The 18050-nt window shown below is 59.0% G+C and carries 23 protein-coding genes and 1 tRNA gene; 17 read left to right on the plus strand and 7 right to left on the minus strand.

The genetic code is table 11. The features are described 5' to 3' along the window. Window positions 1-55 precede the first annotated feature (55 nt). On the plus strand, window positions 56-583 hold the full coding sequence (locus BFW87_RS26330) for a DinB family protein (RefSeq protein WP_078742624.1): 528 nt from the start codon (window positions 56-58) through the stop codon (window positions 581-583). A 2-nt stretch (window positions 584-585) separates the two neighbouring features. Here the strand turns inward: BFW87_RS26330 and BFW87_RS26335 are convergent, their stop codons facing one another. After that, entirely contained in the window at window positions 586-1044 is a 459-nt protein-coding gene (locus BFW87_RS26335) for a GFA family protein (RefSeq protein ID WP_078742625.1), read from the minus strand. Window positions 1045-1226: 182 nt separating this feature from the next. Between BFW87_RS26335 and BFW87_RS26340 the strand changes: the two genes are divergently transcribed. After that, entirely contained in the window at window positions 1227-1508 is a 282-nt protein-coding gene (locus tag BFW87_RS26340; protein WP_078742626.1) for a hypothetical protein, read from the plus strand. A 47-nt stretch (window positions 1509-1555) separates the two neighbouring features. Here the strand turns inward: BFW87_RS26340 and BFW87_RS26345 are convergent, their stop codons facing one another. After that, window positions 1556-2104: a hypothetical protein gene (locus BFW87_RS26345; protein ID WP_078742627.1), complete on the minus strand. Its 549-nt coding sequence runs from the start codon at window positions 2102-2104 to the stop codon at window positions 1556-1558. Between the two features lie 225 nt (window positions 2105-2329). On the opposite strand from BFW87_RS26345, the gene BFW87_RS26350 reads away from it, so the two are divergent. Further along, window positions 2330-2416: transfer RNA gene (locus BFW87_RS26350), tRNA-Leu, on the plus strand. 180 nt (window positions 2417-2596) lie between these two features. After that, on the plus strand, window positions 2597-3025 hold the full coding sequence (locus tag BFW87_RS26355; protein ID WP_254865952.1) for a hypothetical protein: 429 nt from the start codon (window positions 2597-2599) through the stop codon (window positions 3023-3025). A gap of 96 nt (window positions 3026-3121) precedes the next feature. Here the strand turns inward: BFW87_RS26355 and BFW87_RS26360 are convergent, their stop codons facing one another. Beyond that, window positions 3122-4123, minus strand: a complete 1002-nt coding sequence (locus BFW87_RS26360) for a helix-turn-helix domain-containing protein (RefSeq protein WP_078742628.1) — start codon at window positions 4121-4123, stop codon at window positions 3122-3124. 67 nt (window positions 4124-4190) lie between these two features. Between BFW87_RS26360 and BFW87_RS26365 the strand changes: the two genes are divergently transcribed. From BFW87_RS26365 to BFW87_RS26405, 9 genes are all read left to right on the plus strand, one after another. Beyond that, window positions 4191-4991: a DJ-1/PfpI family protein gene (locus tag BFW87_RS26365; RefSeq protein WP_078742629.1), complete on the plus strand. Its 801-nt coding sequence runs from the start codon at window positions 4191-4193 to the stop codon at window positions 4989-4991. 11 nt (window positions 4992-5002) lie between these two features. Then, entirely contained in the window at window positions 5003-5605 is a 603-nt protein-coding gene (locus BFW87_RS26370) for a TetR/AcrR family transcriptional regulator (RefSeq protein ID WP_078742630.1), read from the plus strand. 168 nt (window positions 5606-5773) lie between these two features. Then, complete coding sequence (locus tag BFW87_RS26375; RefSeq protein ID WP_078742631.1) at window positions 5774-6544, plus strand: alpha/beta fold hydrolase; 771 nt, start codon at window positions 5774-5776, stop codon at window positions 6542-6544. Between the two features lie 95 nt (window positions 6545-6639). Continuing rightward, window positions 6640-7329, plus strand: a complete 690-nt coding sequence (locus BFW87_RS26380) for a type 1 glutamine amidotransferase domain-containing protein (RefSeq protein ID WP_078742632.1) — start codon at window positions 6640-6642, stop codon at window positions 7327-7329. Between the two features lie 93 nt (window positions 7330-7422). Next, entirely contained in the window at window positions 7423-8892 is a 1470-nt protein-coding gene (locus tag BFW87_RS26385) for an NAD-dependent succinate-semialdehyde dehydrogenase (RefSeq protein WP_078742633.1), read from the plus strand. A gap of 30 nt (window positions 8893-8922) precedes the next feature. Beyond that, window positions 8923-10080 (plus strand): alkene reductase, encoded by a 1158-nt coding sequence (locus tag BFW87_RS26390; protein WP_078742634.1) that lies wholly within the window; start codon window positions 8923-8925, stop codon window positions 10078-10080. Beyond that, window positions 10077-10817, plus strand: a complete 741-nt coding sequence (locus tag BFW87_RS26395; protein ID WP_078742635.1) for an SDR family oxidoreductase — start codon at window positions 10077-10079, stop codon at window positions 10815-10817. The genes BFW87_RS26390 and BFW87_RS26395 overlap by 4 nt, the downstream gene beginning before the upstream one ends. A 168-nt stretch (window positions 10818-10985) precedes the next feature. Then, window positions 10986-11414 (plus strand): glycine zipper domain-containing protein, encoded by a 429-nt coding sequence (locus tag BFW87_RS26400; protein ID WP_078742636.1) that lies wholly within the window; start codon window positions 10986-10988, stop codon window positions 11412-11414. Window positions 11415-11687: 273 nt separating this feature from the next. Continuing rightward, the gene (locus tag BFW87_RS26405; RefSeq protein ID WP_078742637.1) at window positions 11688-12293 is read left to right on the plus strand and encodes a cysteine hydrolase; all 606 of its coding nucleotides are present in this window, start codon (window positions 11688-11690) and stop codon (window positions 12291-12293) included. A 48-nt stretch (window positions 12294-12341) separates the two neighbouring features. Here the strand turns inward: BFW87_RS26405 and BFW87_RS26410 are convergent, their stop codons facing one another. After that, the gene (locus tag BFW87_RS26410; RefSeq protein WP_078742638.1) at window positions 12342-12734 is read right to left on the minus strand and encodes a tautomerase family protein; all 393 of its coding nucleotides are present in this window, start codon (window positions 12732-12734) and stop codon (window positions 12342-12344) included. A 117-nt stretch (window positions 12735-12851) separates the two neighbouring features. Here BFW87_RS26410 and BFW87_RS26415 point away from each other — a divergent pair, with 117 nt between their 5' ends. Continuing rightward, entirely contained in the window at window positions 12852-13742 is an 891-nt protein-coding gene (locus BFW87_RS26415) for a LysR family transcriptional regulator (protein WP_254865953.1), read from the plus strand. On the opposite strand, the gene BFW87_RS26420 is transcribed toward BFW87_RS26415, so the two are convergent. After that, window positions 13743-14237, minus strand: a complete 495-nt coding sequence (locus BFW87_RS26420) for a winged helix-turn-helix transcriptional regulator (RefSeq protein WP_078742640.1) — start codon at window positions 14235-14237, stop codon at window positions 13743-13745. A gap of 89 nt (window positions 14238-14326) precedes the next feature. Here BFW87_RS26420 and BFW87_RS26425 point away from each other — a divergent pair, with 89 nt between their 5' ends. Both BFW87_RS26425 and BFW87_RS26430 read left to right on the plus strand, forming a co-directional pair. Next, window positions 14327-14965, plus strand: a complete 639-nt coding sequence (locus BFW87_RS26425; RefSeq protein WP_078742641.1) for an isochorismatase family cysteine hydrolase — start codon at window positions 14327-14329, stop codon at window positions 14963-14965. Further along, window positions 14955-15413 carry a LysR substrate-binding domain-containing protein gene (locus tag BFW87_RS26430; protein ID WP_254865954.1) on the plus strand — a complete coding sequence of 153 codons (459 nt, stop codon included), beginning with the start codon at window positions 14955-14957 and terminating at the stop codon, window positions 15411-15413. The genes BFW87_RS26425 and BFW87_RS26430 overlap by 11 nt, the downstream gene beginning before the upstream one ends. Here BFW87_RS26430 and BFW87_RS26435 read toward each other — a convergent pair. Both BFW87_RS26435 and BFW87_RS26440 read right to left on the minus strand, forming a co-directional pair. Then, window positions 15386-16246: an intradiol ring-cleavage dioxygenase gene (locus tag BFW87_RS26435; RefSeq protein WP_078742642.1), complete on the minus strand. Its 861-nt coding sequence runs from the start codon at window positions 16244-16246 to the stop codon at window positions 15386-15388. The genes BFW87_RS26430 and BFW87_RS26435 overlap by 28 nt on opposite strands. Window positions 16247-16319: 73 nt before the next feature. Beyond that, window positions 16320-16997, minus strand: a complete 678-nt coding sequence (locus tag BFW87_RS26440) for a nitroreductase (RefSeq protein WP_078742643.1) — start codon at window positions 16995-16997, stop codon at window positions 16320-16322. 95 nt (window positions 16998-17092) lie between these two features. Between BFW87_RS26440 and BFW87_RS26445 the strand changes: the two genes are divergently transcribed. Then, window positions 17093-17992 (plus strand): LysR family transcriptional regulator, encoded by a 900-nt coding sequence (locus tag BFW87_RS26445; protein ID WP_078742644.1) that lies wholly within the window; start codon window positions 17093-17095, stop codon window positions 17990-17992. Window positions 17993-18050: the final 58 nt, after the last annotated feature.

The following is an 18050-nucleotide window of genomic DNA, read 5'->3' on the forward strand; positions in this document are numbered from 1 at the left end:
CGCCGGGCGGGCACGCCTTATGATGGCGTCATTGAGCCATTGAGGGAGGCATTAGGTGAATCGCATTGAGCACATCCAGTTGCTGGCCGACTACAACCAGTGGATGAACCGCAAACTTTACGACGCGGCCCGCACGCTGACGGATGCTGAATTGGTTGCCGATCGACAAGCGTTCTTCAGTTCCATCCTCGGCACCCTGAACCACCTGGCGCTGGGTGACACTGTGTGGCTCAAACGTTTTGCCAGGCACCCCGCAGGCTTTCCGGCACTGGAGCCGCTGAACGCCATCGACACTCCGACAAATCTCAAGAAGCTGGCCTTCGCGGATATTCGCGAACTCTCGGTTCGCCGCGCCTGGCTGGATCAGCTCATCATTGAGTGGGCCGGGAGCCTGAACGAGTCAGACCTGGACCATCGCCTGCACTACCACAACATGGGCGGTGTCGCGAACAGCAAACCCTTTTTCAGCCTGCTGGTGCATTTCTTCAACCACCAGACCCATCACCGGGGCCAGGCAACGACGCTGCTGACCCAGGCGGGCGTGGACGTGGGCGATACCGACCTGCTGGCGCTGATTGACTGAACTCAGCGAGCGCTGAACTCGGCATAGGCCTGCATCAGGCGCGGAAAATCCTGAGGCTGTGGCAACTGTTCAAAGCTTTCAACCGCAGGTGTGGAGGCCCAGGGCAGTTTTTCGCGGGTCCAGGTTTCCATAAAGGGTACGTAGCTCTGGGCATCATCCAGCAAGGCCGCGCGCACATTGACGAACTCGTCGATGCCATGGGGGCGTGTAAACAGCCAGCTCATGCAGTGCGGGCAGCAATAGTGGCGGTCCACGCCGTGCAAACCGCCCATTACCGGGCAGCCTTGGGTCACGGTGAAGCCGCTGGCGGGAATCAGCGCGCTGAGGGAGAACGCGCTGGAGGTCATTTTCTGGCAACCAGTGCAATGGCAGGCCATGGTGATCACCGGGGCAGAGCTGACGCTGAAACGCACGCGGCCACACCGGCAACTGCCTTCCAACGGCTGATTTTCGACGCTCATCATGTAGTCCTTTTTTATGATTTTTCGCGCCACAGGGTAACGCGAACCCGCCCGAGATTAAAACCGAACGCCGCGCCGTGCGTGGGGTCGAAATTTCAGGTGACGGGATGTTTCGCAGCCCGCCCTCCCCGCGCGCATCCACGCCTTACCGGAGCGCGTACCCCAGAGAAGGAGACGCTTAGATGGTCACTCACTTCAAGGTCGCCGGGCATTTGGCCTGCGGCCACCACGGCAATAATCTCACGTCCAGCACCGAGCTGAACCGGGTTAAATGCCGCACCTGCCGCAACACCGAAGCCTACAAAGAAGCCCGCCGCACTCAGCGCAATGCCGCTCGCCGCGCTTCACGCAGCGCCAAAACCCATACAGCCAGCGACTGGCGCAGTGCGTGGACGCAACGCCTCACCGACCTGCCCGGGTTGCAGCGTTTGCCACGGGGTTTCCACGGCCAGCAATTCGTTTAGTGTGAGCACGGCGCCTGCTCATGCGGGCGCCGGCCTTCAGGGCGGGGTTATTTGACCTTGCTACTCAATGTATCAACGTTACGTTTCAGGTCATCAAGGCTGCGTTTCTGATCACTGACATCGCTTTTGAGTCGGGACAACTCACTTGAGCTGGAACTCGAACTGGAACTTGAATTTCGCTTCAAGTCATCCACTTCACTTTTCAGCTTGTCGATTGCGCTTTTTTGGTCCGCTATCGTGCGCTTCAAGTCAGTGATCTGACTGTCGCTGGCACTGGAGCTGGACCCGTCCTTGCGCTTGAAATCGTCGAAATAGCGCGCCTGTTCTTCCAGCTTGCTGTTTAAACGCAACAGTTCCTGATGGTCGCTTTTCTGGCCTTCCCGAAATTTTTCAAGATCGCCCACGGTAAAAGAGGTCGTGCCCAACACCCGTTTGGCACCCTCCGACGAGCTGGTCGCAAGCGAATCGCCACTGCCTGCACCAAAGGCCCCCCACTGCACGCCACTCTCTGCCTGTGCCGAATTGACGCCCAAGACGGCCAGCAGTCCTATCACGCTTGCAGCACTCATCAGAAAAGGTTTACGAACACTGAGCATCAACTGATTCCTTTCGAAAATGCCGGGATGGCATATCGCTATGACTGGAATTCAGTGATCTTGTTCCCGCGCTGAAAATATCCTCGGTATTGCGCCAGGAGATTTATGTAGATCACTGATCTATCGAGCTTTTTCAGCAATGGATTTGTGCAACAAACGCGCCTTTCGACCTTGCAACGATGCGCCCGGGTCTATATATTCCCAACCCTGCTTCACCGCGCTACCGCCCGAATGGCGAAACTGGTAGACGCATGGGACTTAAAATCCCCCGCTCGTAAGGGCGTGCCGGTTCGATTCCGGCTTCGGGCACCATACCTATCAAAGGCCTGCATGAGTTATCTCATGCAGGCCTTTGTCGTTTGTGCTCCGCAATTATCCCTCCCATGCGGCCTGCATACCTGGATCAAAACCCTCGATTCATCTGCATAGCGATTCCATGCCTTTAAAGGATATGATCAAATAAGTGATGGCCTTTTGCTATGGAACGCTCAGTTGAAACAATATCGCGGATTGATAATCTTTTTTTCGGCAATGACTTTGCTTTTTATCCTGGTACAGGTATGGCACGTACAGTCTGCTCCGGAAGAGAAAAAGCAGGAGCGGGAACGCCAGCTTAAAGCTTCGGCGCTCATCATGAATGCTCAGTCCGGGAAAATGCTCGATGGATCAACTCGCCTCGATTCGGTGACGTATGACCATGAGGTCATGCGAATCTCATACACAGTTACCGACTTTTCGAAAGACGACGTCGATTCCGAAGAGTTTGCCAAGAACGCAAAAGCTTCTCTAGCGTCTGCAACCTGCACTGGAAAAGGTCTGGGAGAATTCGTGAAATCGGGTCTTTCCGTTCACTACATCTTCCAGGACTCAACCCGCTCACCAATCTTCGAGTTTCAGATAGACAAGTCCGACTGCCTCTGAAGTCCCGCCCTGCGCGCTAAAGCCCGCCTTCGTCGCGGGCTTTTTTCTGCGCGTCGTACTCGCTAACGAGGCCGCGCGATTACTCGAAAGGCGACATCAGCTAGCCGAGCTGAAACGACGACGGTACTCCGTTGGCGTAAGGCCAACGACCTTTCGAAACCGCGACCGGAAGGTCACCGCAGACCCGAATCCGGAAAGAAATGCCGTTTGATCAATCGATGTCTCGCTCTCTTCAAGCAATTCACGCGCTCGGTCAATACGAGCGGTGAGAAGCCACTGTAAAGGCGTCATGCCGGTCTGTTCTTGAAATCGCCGAGCGAAGGTGCGGGCGCTCATGTTGGCGCGAGCCGCAAGACTATCGACCGTGTGCGAACTGTTTAAATTGTCCCGTATCCATTCGATCAGGGGCATTAAGCTGGTTGGAGAGCCTGGAAGCTCCTGACGAATAAATTGGGCCTGACCGCCATCACGATACAGTGGCGCGACCACCAGGCGGGCAGTGTTTGCCGCAACAGACTGCCCGAAATCGCGACGCACGATATGCAAACACATATCCAACCCTGCCGACGCGCCGGCCGACGTCACGATGCTGCCTTCATCCACGAATAGAACATTGGGTTCTACTGTGATCTGCGGATAAAGCCTGGCCAAGTCTTCGGCGAAACGCCAATGCGTCGTGACGCGTTTTCCGCCAAGAAGACCGCTCGCGGCAAGGATAAAAGCCCCCGTACAGATTGACGCTAATCGTGCACCACGCGTATGTGCCTCGCGAAGCGCAATTCTTACCGCTTCCGGAACCACTCCAAACGGGTCTTCACACCCGGGGATCACAATAGTGTGGGCTCGCTCAAGACGGTCGAGGCCGTACCGCACCTGCATGTCAAAGCCAGCGGCCTGAATTGTGCGCTCAGGTGCGCACACCTCCACCTCGTAAGCTTTGCTCCCATCAACCTGAGCAGCCAAAGCGAAAACTTGATAGCCGATCCCAAAGTCCAACGGCACCACATCATTCAATACCAGAACCGCAATCTTGTGCACCCCGTGGACCTCTGCTCGCGAAATAGAAATGACTGGCAAAAAACGAACGTTTGATGTCATTTAAGCCACTCACGTGGAGCGTCCAGCAGGAATACTCTTTAGTCAACCACGACTAGAGGAGACGGTAATGTCTGATGAGCTGAGCAATAAGATCGAAGACCGCCAACTGCAGATTGGCATGGTGATTTTTCCGGGTTTCACTCTGCAGGATTTGGCCGGCCCACAGACGGCGTTCGGCCTTCATGCCAACACTCACATAATCTGGAAAACCCTGGAGCCCGTTCCTACGGATATGGGCGTCACGCTGAACCCTACGATCACGTTTGATGACGTTCCAGATAACCTGGACGTGTTGTTTGTCGCAGGTGGTGGAGGAACGCCTGAAATCATGAAGGACCAGGAGCTGCTCGATTTCATTGCTCGCGCAGGAAAGACTGCCACCTATGTAACCGCTGTATGCACAGGCTCTGTACTTCTTGCTATGGCGGGATTATTGGAGGGCTACCGTGCAGCGACCTATTGGCCTTTCTACGAACCTCTTATCGCACTGGGTATCGAGCCGAGCTACGAACGGGTATGCGTCGACAGGAACCGAATCACGGGTGGCGGCGTAACGGCAGGCATCGACTTTGCGCTGCTGGTTATCGCGAAACTCAAAGGTCGGGATGCGGCCGAGTTTACCCAACTCGTGCTCGAGTACGACCCACAGCCGACAATGACCTCGGGGAACCCACGTACCGCGCGACCGGAAATCGTTGCGCAGATAAAGGGGCTGTGGGGGCGAACCGACGAAGCGGTAAGAGTCGCGAATGAACATTTGGAGCGCCGAGCTCGGTTATCAACCACGTCCAGGCCGCGAACGCAGATTGCCCCCGCAACCAATGTTGAAATCGCGACCCTAGTAGACCGATCAACTAGAAGCGACTAAGATCCACGCCCATGAACACTCCAAAAACCCGCGAAACATCCGACGTCCGCCAAGGAATCCTTGATGTAGGCCAACGAATCATGGCCGCCAAAGGGTATACCGCCGTGGGCCTGAACGAGATCCTGGCCACTGCCGGTGTGCCGAAGGGGTCTTTCTACCATTACTTTGGCTCCAAGGACGCGTTTGGCGAGGCCTTGCTCGAGAACTATTTCGAGGGCTACCTCGCCGATATCGATCAGACCCTCGCCCAGCCCGACCTGACGATGGCACAACGGCTGCTCAACTACTTTCACATCTGGCAGGACACCCAGTCCTTTCAGGACTGCCAGGGCAAATGCCTGGCCGTGAAGTTGGGCGTGGAGGTGGCTGACCTGTCCGAAACCATGCGCGCTGTGCTCAAGCGCGGTACCGCCGCAATTATTGATCGCCTCGCCAATGGGATAGAGACCGGAGTGGCAGAGGGTTCACTGCACGTCACCGCCACGCCTCACGACGTTGCGCAGAGCCTGTATCAATTGTGGGTCGGCGCCAGTGTCATGGTGAAGATTACGAAAAGTGTTCAGCCCTTCCAGACGGCGATGAGCACGACCCGCCAGATTCTCAACCTGCCCTGATTCATTCTCCAACGGCGCATCGTCTATCCGGGCGATGCACCACTCCCCCCACACCAAAAAAACCTTAAGAGCGGCGCGCAAAAAAAATTTGAAAAAGTTACTAGACGACCGGTCTATTTTGAAATACTGTGACCCCACATTCACTCACCCGGCAAAAGGAACACCGCAATGAACACTCGCACCCAGCTGGCCGCATTCATCGCCTCAGTCGTACTCGCCGCCCACGTCGGTATTGCCGCTGCCCAGAGCACAACAGCCAGCGCCCCGGCGAAAACGGTCGTGTTGGTTCACGGCGCATTCGCCGACGGCTCCTCATGGAACAAAGTGATTCCACTGCTGCAGAAAGCGGGCTTGAAGGTTGTTGCGGTACAGAACCCATTGGACTCTCTGGCGGGCGATGTAGCCTTCACCCAGCGTGCTATCGACGACGCTGAAGGCCCGGTAGTCCTGGTGGGGCATTCCTGGGGGGGCGCGGTGATCACCGAAGCAGGTACAAACGATAAGGTCCACTCGCTGGTTTACGTCGCCGCTTTTGCTCCAGATAACGGCCAGTCTGCGCTGGACACCGTCAAGGGCTATCCAAAGAGCCTGGGCCAGTCGACGTTTGTGAAAGATGCAGCCGGTTATGTGAAGGTCAGCGATGAAGGCGTCGCCAAGTATTTCGCTGCGGACCTGCCCCGTGAGGAACAGGTGCTAGTTGCTGCCACACAGGGCGCCTTGAACAGCCGCGCGCTCAATGAGCCGGTGAAGAATGCGGCCTGGCACACAGTGCCGTCCTTCGCGGTGATTGCCGGCAATGACGCGATCATCAACCCGCAACAGGAAAGGGATCAGGCCAAACGCATGCATGCCGTGTCGGTGGAAGTGCCATCAAGCCACGTAGCGATGTTGTCCTATCCTCGCCAAGTGGCGGATCTGATCATCCAGGCTGCCAAGTAATTTATCGACGCCAACGAACTAGACGACCGGTCTAATTAACTGATTTAACAGGGTGTGACCGCACGCCCTCCAACCACTGAAAACAGGAAGCTCACATGAAAATTCTTATGGTCCTCACCTCCCACGACACCCTTGGCAACACGGGCCGTAAAACCGGTTTCTGGCTGGAGGAACTGGCAGCGCCCTACTACGCCTTTCTCGCCGCCAACGCCGAGATCGTCCTGGCCTCGCCCAAAGGCGGCCAGCCACCGCTGGACCCAAAGAGCAACGAGCCATCATTCCAGACTGATGTCACGCGTCGCTTCGAGAATGATGCCGCGGCAACCGCACAGCTCGCCAACACCGTGCGGCTGGACAGCGTGTCTCAAGATGACTTCGACGCTGTGTTCTACCCAGGCGGCCACGGCCCACTGTGGGATCTGGCCGAAGACTCGAACTCGATCCAACTGATTGAAGCATTCCTGGCCGCCGGCAAGCCTGCTGCCCTGGTGTGCCACGCCCCCGGCGTACTGCGCCATGTGAAAAAACCCGACGGCACACCGCTGGTCGCTGGCAAAAAAGTCGCCGGTTTCACCAACACCGAGGAAGAAGCGGTCGGCCTGACGGACGTCGTGCCCTTCCTGGTTGAAGACATGCTGATCGCCAACGGCGGCCTGTACTCCAAGGGTGCTGACTGGTCCTCTTATGTCGTCAGCGACGGCCTGCTGATCACCGGCCAGAACCCGAGCTCGTCCACTGAAGCGGCCCAGGTCCTGATCGCCAAACTGGATCAGCTCAGCGTCTGAAGGCCATTCACGGGAGACGCGCAAACGTCTCCCAGCGTTATTGCCCGCTCTTCTGCTCGCACAGCACAGACCCGTCGAACCACCGGAGAAATCATGACAACGTTTAACCTGGAACAGATCAAAGCCGCCGGCTGGCTGAAAGAAGCCAATTACATCGGGGGTCAGTGGGTAGCGGCGGATGACGCCAATGTCTATGGCGTCGTTGACCCGGCCACAGAAGCACAGATCGGCCAGATTCCATGGGTGGGTGCCACTGAAACCCGCCGCGCCATCGATGCCGCACAAGACGCCTTCGGCGCCTGGTCGATGACCACCGCCGCAGAACGCGCAGGCTTTCTGGGCCGCATGGCGCAGATCGTGCGTGACAACCTCGACATCCTCGCCAGCATGCTCACCCTCGAACAAGGCAAGCCGCTGGCCGAAGCCCGCAACGAAATGAAGCTCGGCGCCGATTACATCCAGTGGTTTGCTGAAGAGGCACGGCGCATCAATGGCGAGATCATTCCGTCGCCATGGAAAGACCGCCAGATTCTGGTCACACGTGAACCCGTGGGTGTCGTCGGCGCGATTTCGCCGTGGAATTTCCCGTTTTCCATGCTCTCACGCAAGGTGGCCCCGGCGCTTGCCGCCGGTTGCACCATCGTTATCAAGCCCTCTGAGTTCACTCCCTTTTCCGGCCTGCTCTATGGCGTGCTGGCCGAGCAGGCAGGGATACCTGCCGGCGTGGTCAACGTGGTGACGGGTGACGGCGCCGCCGTCGGTGGCGAGTTTTCCTCCAACCCCTTGATGCGCAAAATCACCTTCACCGGCTCCACCCGGGTCGGCAAACTGCTCTACAAACAATCCGCCGACACCATGAAAAAGCTCTCCATGGAGTTGGGCGGCAATGCACCGACGATCATTTTTGACGATGCCGACATGGACCTCGCTGTGGAAAACGCCGTCGCCGGAAAATTCCGCAACAGCGGCCAGACTTGCGTGTGCACCAACCGCTTCTACGTGCAAGACGGCATCTATGACGAATTCGCCCGCCGCCTGACCGAGCGCGTACGCCAGATGAAAGTCGGCAACGGCTTCGATGAAGGTGTTGAGCAAGGCCCGCTGATCAACCAGGCCGCCGTCAGCAAAGTTGAAGCCCACGTTCAAGACGCACAAGCCAAAGGTGGGCGCGTGTTACTCGGAGGCAAACGCCACGCGTTGGGCGCGACCTTCTTCGAGCCGACTGTCATCGCCGACGCCACCTCGGACATGCTCATCGCCCACGAAGAAACCTTCGGCCCGGTTGCCGCACTGTTTCGCTTCAGCACCGAGCAAGAGGCTGTCGACGCCGCCAATGCCTCGGAATTCGGTCTCTCCGCGTACTTCTACACCCGTGACCTGGCGCGCACTTTCCGCGTATCCCGTGCCCTGCAAAGCGGCATGGTCGGCATCAACGCCGGCGTGATCACCACCGTGGAAGCACCGTTCGGTGGCGTCAAAGACAGCGGCATCGGTCGCGAAGGCTCAAGCCACGGCCTTAATGAATACCTGAACCTCAAGTACCTCAGCCTCGGCGGCCTGTAAGCCCGACTGACGCAAAAAAGGAATCACATCATGCAGCACAGTTCCCTGTTCGAACCGACTACCCTTGGCCCCTTGACGCTGAAAAACCGCATCATCATGCCGCCCCTGACGCGTCAGCGCAGTGGCCAGCCAGGCGATGTACCCACGGCCCTCATGGCCACCTACTACCAGCAACGCGCCAGCGCCGGCCTGATCATCAGCGAAGGCACCCAGATTGAACCACGTGGCAAGGGCTATGCCTGGACACCGGGGATTTACAGCCAGGCGCAAATCAACGGCTGGCGCACGGTTACCGACGCCGTACACGCTGAAGGCGGGGTGATATTCGCGCAATTGTGGCACGTCGGCCGGGTGTCCCACACCGACCTGCAACCGGACAGTGCAGCGCCCGTCGCGCCCTCGGCGATCCAGGCCCAGAAGGTCAAGGCCTTCATCGAAACCGCTCCGGGTACCGGCACGCTGGTTGAGCCTTCCCTGCCACGGGAACTGAGCGTGACGGAAATCAAAGCGCTGGTGGAGCTCTACGCCCAGGCGGCACGCAATGCCCTGAGCGCGGGCTTCGATGGCGTTGAAATCCACTCGGCGAATGGCTATCTGGTCAACCAGTTCATCTCTACCCACGCCAACCAGCGCACCGATGAATACGGTGGCTCGCTGCACAACCGCCTGCGTTTCCTGCGCGAAGTCGTGCAGGCCGTCAGTGCCGTGGTCGGCCCTGATCGGGTTGGCGTGCGGTTTACACCGCTGTTCACCAGCACCGACGAAGATCGCGTGTATATCGGCTTTGTCGAAGAAGATCCGCATCAGACCTACATCGAAGCCATCAAGGTGCTGGAAGAGACCGGCATCGCTTACCTGTCGATTGCCGAAGCCGACTGGCCGAATGCCCCTGACCTGCCCGAAACGTTTCGCCGCGAGGTCAGAAGCACCTTCAGCGGCAAAATCATGTATGCCGGCCTGTACACCGCCGAGCGCGGCGCACGCCTTGTGGACGCGGGCCTGGCCGACATGATTGCCTTCGGTCGGCCCTTTATCGCCAACCCCGACCTGCCAAAGCGCATCGCCCAGGGCTGGCCGCTGAATGCCCTGAACCCCGCCAACCTGTATGGCGGTGGTGAACAAGGCTTCACCGACTACCCGCTGTACGCCCCTTCTGAAGTCAACGAAAAGGAAAAGGTGCTGGCATGAACCAAGGTATTGAAGGAAAAGTCGTGTTGATCACCGGTGGCAGCACTGGCATCGGCGCCGAAGTGGCCAGGCTGCTCGCCTCCCGAGGCGCCAAGGTGGCTATCGCCGCACGCCGCAAAGACAAACTGGAAGAGGTGGTGGCTGAGATCACCGCGCAAGGTGGCATCGCCAAGGGCTACACCCTCGATGTCACAGACAAGCACCAGGTGGAAGCAGTGGTCGCTGCGATAGTCGTGGATTTCGGCAAGCTCGATGTACTGATCAATAATGCCGGGCTGATGCCGATTCGGCCGATGTCGGAAGTCAACACCGATGAATGGGACGCGATGATCGACGTCAACCTCAAAGGCACGCTCTACGGCATTGCCGCGGCCCTGCCGCGCTTCCTGGCACAGGAAAGCGGTCACATCATCAATTTGAGTTCGGTGGCCGGGGTTAAAGTGTTCGCGCCCGGTGGCACGGTGTATTCGGGCACCAAGTTCGCCGTCAGCGCCATCTCCGAAGGGTTGCGTCAGGAAGTCGGCGACAAGGTGCGCGTGACATCCATCGCCCCCGGCGCAGTGGACAGCGACCTCAAGCACAGCACGTCCGGCACCGCCAAAGACACGGTATTGGACTTCTACAAACAGGCCATTCCCGCCGCCTCGGTGGCCCGCGCCATCGCCTTTGCAATCGAGCAACCTGACGATGTGGACATCAATGAAATCGTGATCCGCCCCACCCAGCAAGCCTTTTGAAAAAGCGCCCGGTCTGCTGCTCAAAAAGCAGCAGGCCGCGCTTTTATCCCTCTTTCCCCCCCGAAAACATCAAACTCGAACTGTTTGCGCCTCGATCTGTTCTAATCTGAAAGATGGGCGTGCTTCAAACCGTGAGCGCCTGCTGGCAACCTTCAGAGGCACATAAAAATGAAAATGACACTCCCCACCCTGGCGATTAGCATCCTGATTTCGCAAGGCGCGATGGCGGCCGGCGATGGAACAGCGGCATTAGGCGGCGGCGTCGGTGGCGCATTGGGCAACATCGTCGGCCAGCAGCTGGGCGGATCTACCGGGGCGGCTGTAGGCGCAGGGCTAGGCGGCGCGGCTGGGGGTGCGGTTGGCGCGCAGAAAGGCAATAAGACTGAGGCCGCCATCGGTGGCGGGCTGGGCTCTGCGGGCGGCTCACTGGTGGGCGGCCGCCTCGGAGGCGCAACAGGGTCGACGATCGGCGCAGGTGTCGGTGGTGCAGCGGGCGGCGCGTTGGGCAATAACCTGGCGGATGACGAAAGCGATCACCGCTCCAACGGTGGCAAACATAAAGGCAACAAGCACAAACACAAAAACAAACACCATTGATGCGTTGCTAGCCGTATGCCACAAGGCCCACCCCGCGTGGGCCTTTTCATGCCGCAAAGGCTAGGCTTTCGAGAAAAACCACATGACGAACGCAACGGCGGTGACCCAGCCGAGCGTCAGCAGAAATGAAAGACCCGCAAGCCGCTTATCCATGTTTACCTGTCGACAGATTAATTGATCGCACTACGATCATTTGGGTGCAAGAGTAGTTCAGCCGCGTCAGTCTTTCTCGACCAGACGCCTGAAGTCACCCGCCCTCTCCGGAGCATTGACATGAATCCGCACCACACTGCGATTGTCCTGATCGAATTTCAAAACGACTTCACCACGCCCGGCGGTGTGTTTCATGACGCCGTCAAAGACGTAATGCAAAAGTCTAATATGCTCGCCAACACCGCCGCCACCCTTGAAAAAGCGCGCGTGCTCGGTGTGAAAATCATCCATATGCCCATCCAGTTTGCCGAGGGCTACCCTGAGCTGACCACGCGTTCGTACGGAATTCTCAAAGGTGTCGCTGACGGCAGCGCATTCCGCGCGGGCTCCTGGGGCGCCGAGATCACCGACGCCCTGCCCCGCGACCCCGCCGACATCGTGGTCGAAGGCAAGCGCGGGCTCGATGCGTTTGCCACCACCGGCCTGGACCTGGTTCTGCGCAACAACGGCATCCAGAACCTGGTAGTCGCGGGCTTCCTGACCAACTGCTGCGTCGAAGGCACGGTTCGTTCAGGCTACGAAAAAGGCTACGACGTGGTCACCTTGACCGATTGCACCGCCACCTTCAGCGATGAACAACAGCAGGCCGCGGAAAACTTTACGCTGCCCATGTTTTCCCAAACGCTGAAACACACGCAGTTTCTTGAAGCGCTGACAGCCAAATAAAAAAAGGGGCGACTCAGAGATGAGTCGCCCCTTTTTTTAGTGGTTATGTCACTCGGTGGGCGCGTACTGCATTTCACCATTGCCGAACGACCAGTCCTCGCGTTTCACGTCCACCAGGCCGATCCACACGTCTTCCTTGCGCAGCCCGGTTTTGGCGTGGATACCGTCGGCGATGAATTTGTAAAACGCCTTTTTTACCTCAACGGTGCGCCCGGCATTCCAGGTGACCTGGATAAACACGATTTTAGGCGTGTAGGAGATGCCAAGATAACCCGCTGCCGGGTATACCAACTCATCTTTGGCATGGCGGTTGATGATCTGGAATTTGTCGTGCTCAGGCACATTGGCCACGGCCGTCATGGCGTTGTACACCACGTCGCCGATGGCGGCAGCGGTTTCAACCGATGTGTCGGCAGCAAGGTCAATTCGAACTAAAGGCATGGTGAAATCCTTCAAGGGTCAGTGGCCAATCCACGTCGGCGGCCGGTGATGTAACGCTAGTCTCGACGTGAAGATTCATCAAGCGCATAATTTTCGAAAAGATGATGAGTATTGCGCATGCTATTTCAAGACTTGAAAGCTTTTGTCACCGTCATAGACAGCGCGTCGCTGACCAAAGCCGCGCACACGTTGTGCCTGACCCAGTCAGCCGTGTCGCGGCGCATTCAACATCTGGAAGACACCCTCGGTGAAGCGCTGTTCGACCGCACCACGCGCCCACCTTTGCCCACCGCCCTGGGCCATCGCATCTATGAGAAAGCCGTAGCGTTGCTGAGGGACGCCGAATACCTGCTGAACATCTCCAAAGAGAACGCCCTGCCCAGCGGACGATTCCGTGTGGGGCTGACCCAGATCGTCGCGGACGCCGTGGTGTTCGAAGTGGTGACGCGGATGCGCGACCAGCTTCCCGGTGTTGAAATGCAGATCGTCACCGACTGGAGCACTGAACTTGAGCGCCTGATGCTGCTGGGCGAACTCGACGCGGCCACGCTGATGCTGCCTGCCGCCAACAGCCCACCGGCCGCCCTCGCGGCTCAGTTGATCACCACGCTCGAGATTCTTGTGGTGCAAAGCAAGCGCAACCCGCGGGTCACTGCGCCCGTTGCAATCAACAGCCTGGCGGCCTCTGAGTGGGTCTTGAACCCCAAGGGTTGCGGCTATCGGGCAGCGCTGGAAGCCGCGATGGGTAGCCAGGGGCAAACCCTGAAACTGGCCGTGGATACGCACGGCGCCTCGGTACAGATGCGCATGGTGGCTGCGGGAATGGGCCTTGGGCTGATTCCGGCAACCTTGCTGCCCGGCATCGCCCACGCTGATGAGCTGGCCATCGTCAACATCAGCGACTTCCAACTGAACATGGGCGTGTGGCTGACGCACTCACGCCAACCGGGCAATTTGCGCCTGGCCAATGAGCTGTTGGCTGCAGGTATTGCCGACGGCTTGCGCTGATCAAGCCGCTCCATCACGCCGCTGCTGGCGCTCCAGAGCATAGCCCGCGCCAAGTTCGCCGATCAGTTCGCCACGGCGTAGCGTCTCGCCGCAGTGCTCGCATAAAGGCCCTAACCCCGCAGGCTGGCCGCAGGTCTTGTGGATGAAGTTCACCGCCCGTTCTTCACCTTCGGCTTTGCACCAGGTTTCGCCCCACGCCCGCAGCGCAAGCACGACCGAGTAAAACCCCTCGCCCTTGTCGGTCAAAAAATACTCGTAGCGCAGCGGTCGTTCACGGTAAGGCCGGCGCGCAACCATCCCATCAGCCTCCAGACTTTTGAGGCGTGCAGCAATCATCTGCGGCGTGCCACCGCTCTGGGTCTGGATTTCGTCGAACCGGTGGTTGCCCATAAACAGTTCGCGCAGCACCAGCACAGTCCAACTGCTGCCCACAATCTCCTCGGCCCGGGAAATCGGGCACAGGGTTTCAGGCGCAATTTTCTTCTTCAACGACATACGGACGTTGCCTCTGGAAATTTACTATGATTATCATAGCATAACGCAGCCGCAGCCCCACGCTGTTTTATGCCCTTGGAGAGTTCACCATGACGACCTTCACCTACCCACTCGATCGCACGGCTTATCTGCTGGTGGATCCCTACAACGACTTTCTCGCGGAAGGCGGCAAAGTCTTCCCGCACATCAAGCCCATCGCCGAACAGGTTCACCTGCTCGACAACCTGCGCACGCTCGACAAAACCGTGCGTGGCTTAGGGCTGCAGGTCGCGATTGTACCGCACCGTCGTTGGGAGCAAGGCGACTACGACAACTGGAACCACCCCAGCCCTACCCAATGCAAAGTCCAACACATGCACCACTTCGCCCGCGGCGAATGGGGCGGCGAATGGCACCCCGACTTTGCGCCACAACCGGGCGATATCGTCGCCCAGGAACATTGGGGCTCCAGCGGTTTTGCCAACACCGACCTTGATTTTCGCCTCAAGCAACAAGGCGTCACTCACGTGATCATCGTCGGTTTGCTGGCCAATACCTGCATCGAAGCCACCGCGCGGTATGCCGTGGAACTGGGCTACCACGTGACGCTGGTGCGCGACGCCACCGCAGCGCTTAACCCCGAGTTGATGCACGCGGCCCACGACCTTAACGGCCCGACCTTCGCCCATTCGATTGTGACCACCGCCGAGCTGGTGAGCCTTCTCGCCCCCAAAGCCCATGCCGATTGATCTCGACCTGGAGGTGTTGCTCAGCGGCAAAGTGGCGGTCGAGGCGCAAATACTGGCGACGTTACCGATGGCCTGGATCGGCCGCCCCGGCGACACACTCAAGGCAGACAAACCGGTGCAATTGGCGCTGCTGGAGGCACCGTGCTTTTTCCGCACCGCCGCCATCAATGCATTGGATGACGCCGGCATCCCCTGGGAAATCGCCTTTACCACACCCAACGTTTCCGGGCTGTGGGCGGCTGTCAATGCAGGGTTGGGCATCACTGTGCGCACACCCGTCAGTGCCCCGGCGGGCTTGGGCGCGGTTGCCCTGAGTGAGGGGCTGGCGCCGCTACCGCCTGTGCATGTCTTTCTCAGCAGCGCGGGCCGCACGCTGACGCCCGCCGCGCAGTGCCTTAAGGAAGTGCTGCTGCAAACCCGTCACTCACTTACCAGCACAAATGTGTAATACGCCTGCTTGAACGGCAGCTCCATACCCACCTTTGCAGACACCGTGTCGTGCACGGTCCGGGCTTCATAAGCCACCTGCAACGACTGCTTCACACCAAACACCGCATCGGACTCCAGGTAGGGGTCATCCTGCGTAAACAGATGCGTGACCAGCTTGCGATACCCCGGCAACTCAAGCATGAAATGCACATGCCCCGGGCGCCATGGATGACGCTCGGCGGCTTCCAGCATGCGCCCCACCGGCCCGTCAGTCGGAATCGGGTAGCACACCGGCAAGATCGTGCGAATCGCAAAGTCGCCATTGGCATCGGTGCGGTAACGCCCGCGCAAATTGCCCACCGGCTGGTCAACATCCTGCCCCGAATACATCCCGTTGCCGGCGGTTTGCCAGACGTCCAGCAGCACACCAGCCAACGGCTTGCCCTCGGTATCCAGCACCCGCCCGTGGATCAGCGCGACCTCCCCCGGCGTCAGCGCCATGTTTTCGCCGTAGGCCCGCTCCGGCATGCCATCAATGTAGAACGGCCCGAACACCGTGGTCTCCGTGGCGTTGGCGACGTGCCGGTGATTGATCGCATCCACCAGCATCGACAGCCCAAGCGTGTCCGAGAGCAGAATGAATTCCTGGCGTACAAACCCGTCACACATATGCCCGGTGTCGGTCAGAAAACGAATGCCCTCGAACCACTCCTGCTCGGTCAGTTCGACTTCGCTGGCAAACGCGTGAAGATGGCGCACTAGGCTTTGCATGATCTGTTTGAAGCGCGGGTCCGGCGTGGCAGCAAAGCTCTTGAGGGCTTGCTCGGTGATCAGTGATTCGACAGGGTTCATGGATGCGGCGCTCCGGGGCGGCTGAAAGGCTTACGGTAGGAACGTCCTCGCAGCCGCGTTTATTCCGTGACGATCAGCTGTGCCGCACCACACTCTCCTCCAGCGCAACGCGCCCGACGTCGACGAAATTCGATGCAGAATGTTGATCGGCATACCCGAAGGAGATACCGAACATCAGTTTCATCTCGACACTCACTCCCAGCACGTCGCGCACAGTGTCGGCGTACATCCCCAACAAAGTTTGGGGAATCGCGCCGAACCCGCGAGCGTGCAATGACAGCAGGAATGTTTGCGCATACATGCCGATGTCGCCTGCCGCGCGAACGTAGTCGCTGATCTGCGGCATAAACAAGAAAGCCACATGCGGCGCATCGAAGAACTTCAAGTTGTGACGCAGGCACGCTTGGCGGGCGGCGTGGTCATCCCGACCAATATCAATCGCCTCGTAGCGCGCGCGACCGCTGGCTTGGGCGCGCTCGGCAAACACGCCGGTGTAGGCCGCCATGTCAAATTCGAAATCCGGGGTGAAGTGGTGGCGGTCGTCAGCTGCCAGCAGCGCCGCCGACAATCGATCACGAGTGTCACCGCTCACCAGGTGCACGTGCCACGGCTGGGTATTGCAGTTGGACGGGCTGTGCTGGGCGTCGAGCAATACACGGTTGATTTGGCGCTCGCTCAGGGGCGTTGGCAAGAACTGGCGGGTGACCCGGCGACTGCGGGCGATGTCTTGGAAGAGTTCTGGCTGGCTCATCGGAAGTCTCCTGGAAAAGGTGGTAGCTTATTCACCACTTCCACTGCGATAAATACACCGCCAATGAAGGCATTAACAACTTTGAGTGATGATTGATGGACAAATTTCGCGCCATGCAGGTGTTCGTCAACGCCACCGACGCCGGCTCGTTCGCCGCTGCCGGGGCGGCGCTGGAACTGTCGCCCCAGATGGTCGCGCGCTACATCGAACATTTGGAGGAGCAATTGCAAGTGCGCCTGCTCAACCGCACCACGCGCCGCCAGCAGTTGACCGAATTCGGCCGCGCCTACTACGAACGTTGCGTGCGGGTACTGGCCGACGTCGAGGCCGCCGACGCGCTGGCACTGGAGACCCACGCTCAACCCATGGGCGCCCTGAAGATCAGCGCGCCACAGAACTTCGGCGCCCAAAGCCTGATGCCGGTGATCAATCAGTTCCTGGCTCAGCATCCTTTGGTGGAAATTGACCTCGACCTCACCGACCGCTATGTCGACTTGATCTCCGAAGGTATTGAGGCGGCATTCCGTATCGGTGAGCCCGGCATCGCCGACAGCACCAGCTTGGTTGTTCGGCCGTTGCGGCCGTACCAATTGCTGGTGTGCGCGGCACCCGCGTATTTGCAGGCACACGGCACTCCGGTGCAGCCAAGCGACCTGGCCAGCCATTCGTGCCTGGGCTATGTCTTCGCAGACCGGGTGATCAACAAGGAGTGGGTATTTACCCGTCAAGGCAAAAGCTACCCGGTACAGGTCGGCAGCCGGTTGCGCGTCAACAGCGCCGATGCGCAGCTGAAAGCCGCCATCGCCGGCTTCGGCATCGTGATGGCAGCCCTCGACCTGCTCGCTCCTGCGCTGGCGAGCGGGCAACTGGTGCGCGTGCTGCCAAACTACGAAGGGCCGTCCAAACCCATGAGTCTGATCTACCCCGCCGACCGCCAGCGCACCGCCAAGCTGCGCAGCTTTATCGACGAATCGATTGCCGCTTTCGGGCGTTGAAACCGTTGCAAACCGCCCAGGCAACCGGCGAAACAGATACATGCGCTGTCTCGGGAAA

The organism is Pseudomonas fluorescens (assembly GCF_002022275.1).
Classification (GTDB): domain Bacteria; phylum Pseudomonadota; class Gammaproteobacteria; order Pseudomonadales; family Pseudomonadaceae; genus Aquipseudomonas; species Aquipseudomonas fluorescens_AJ.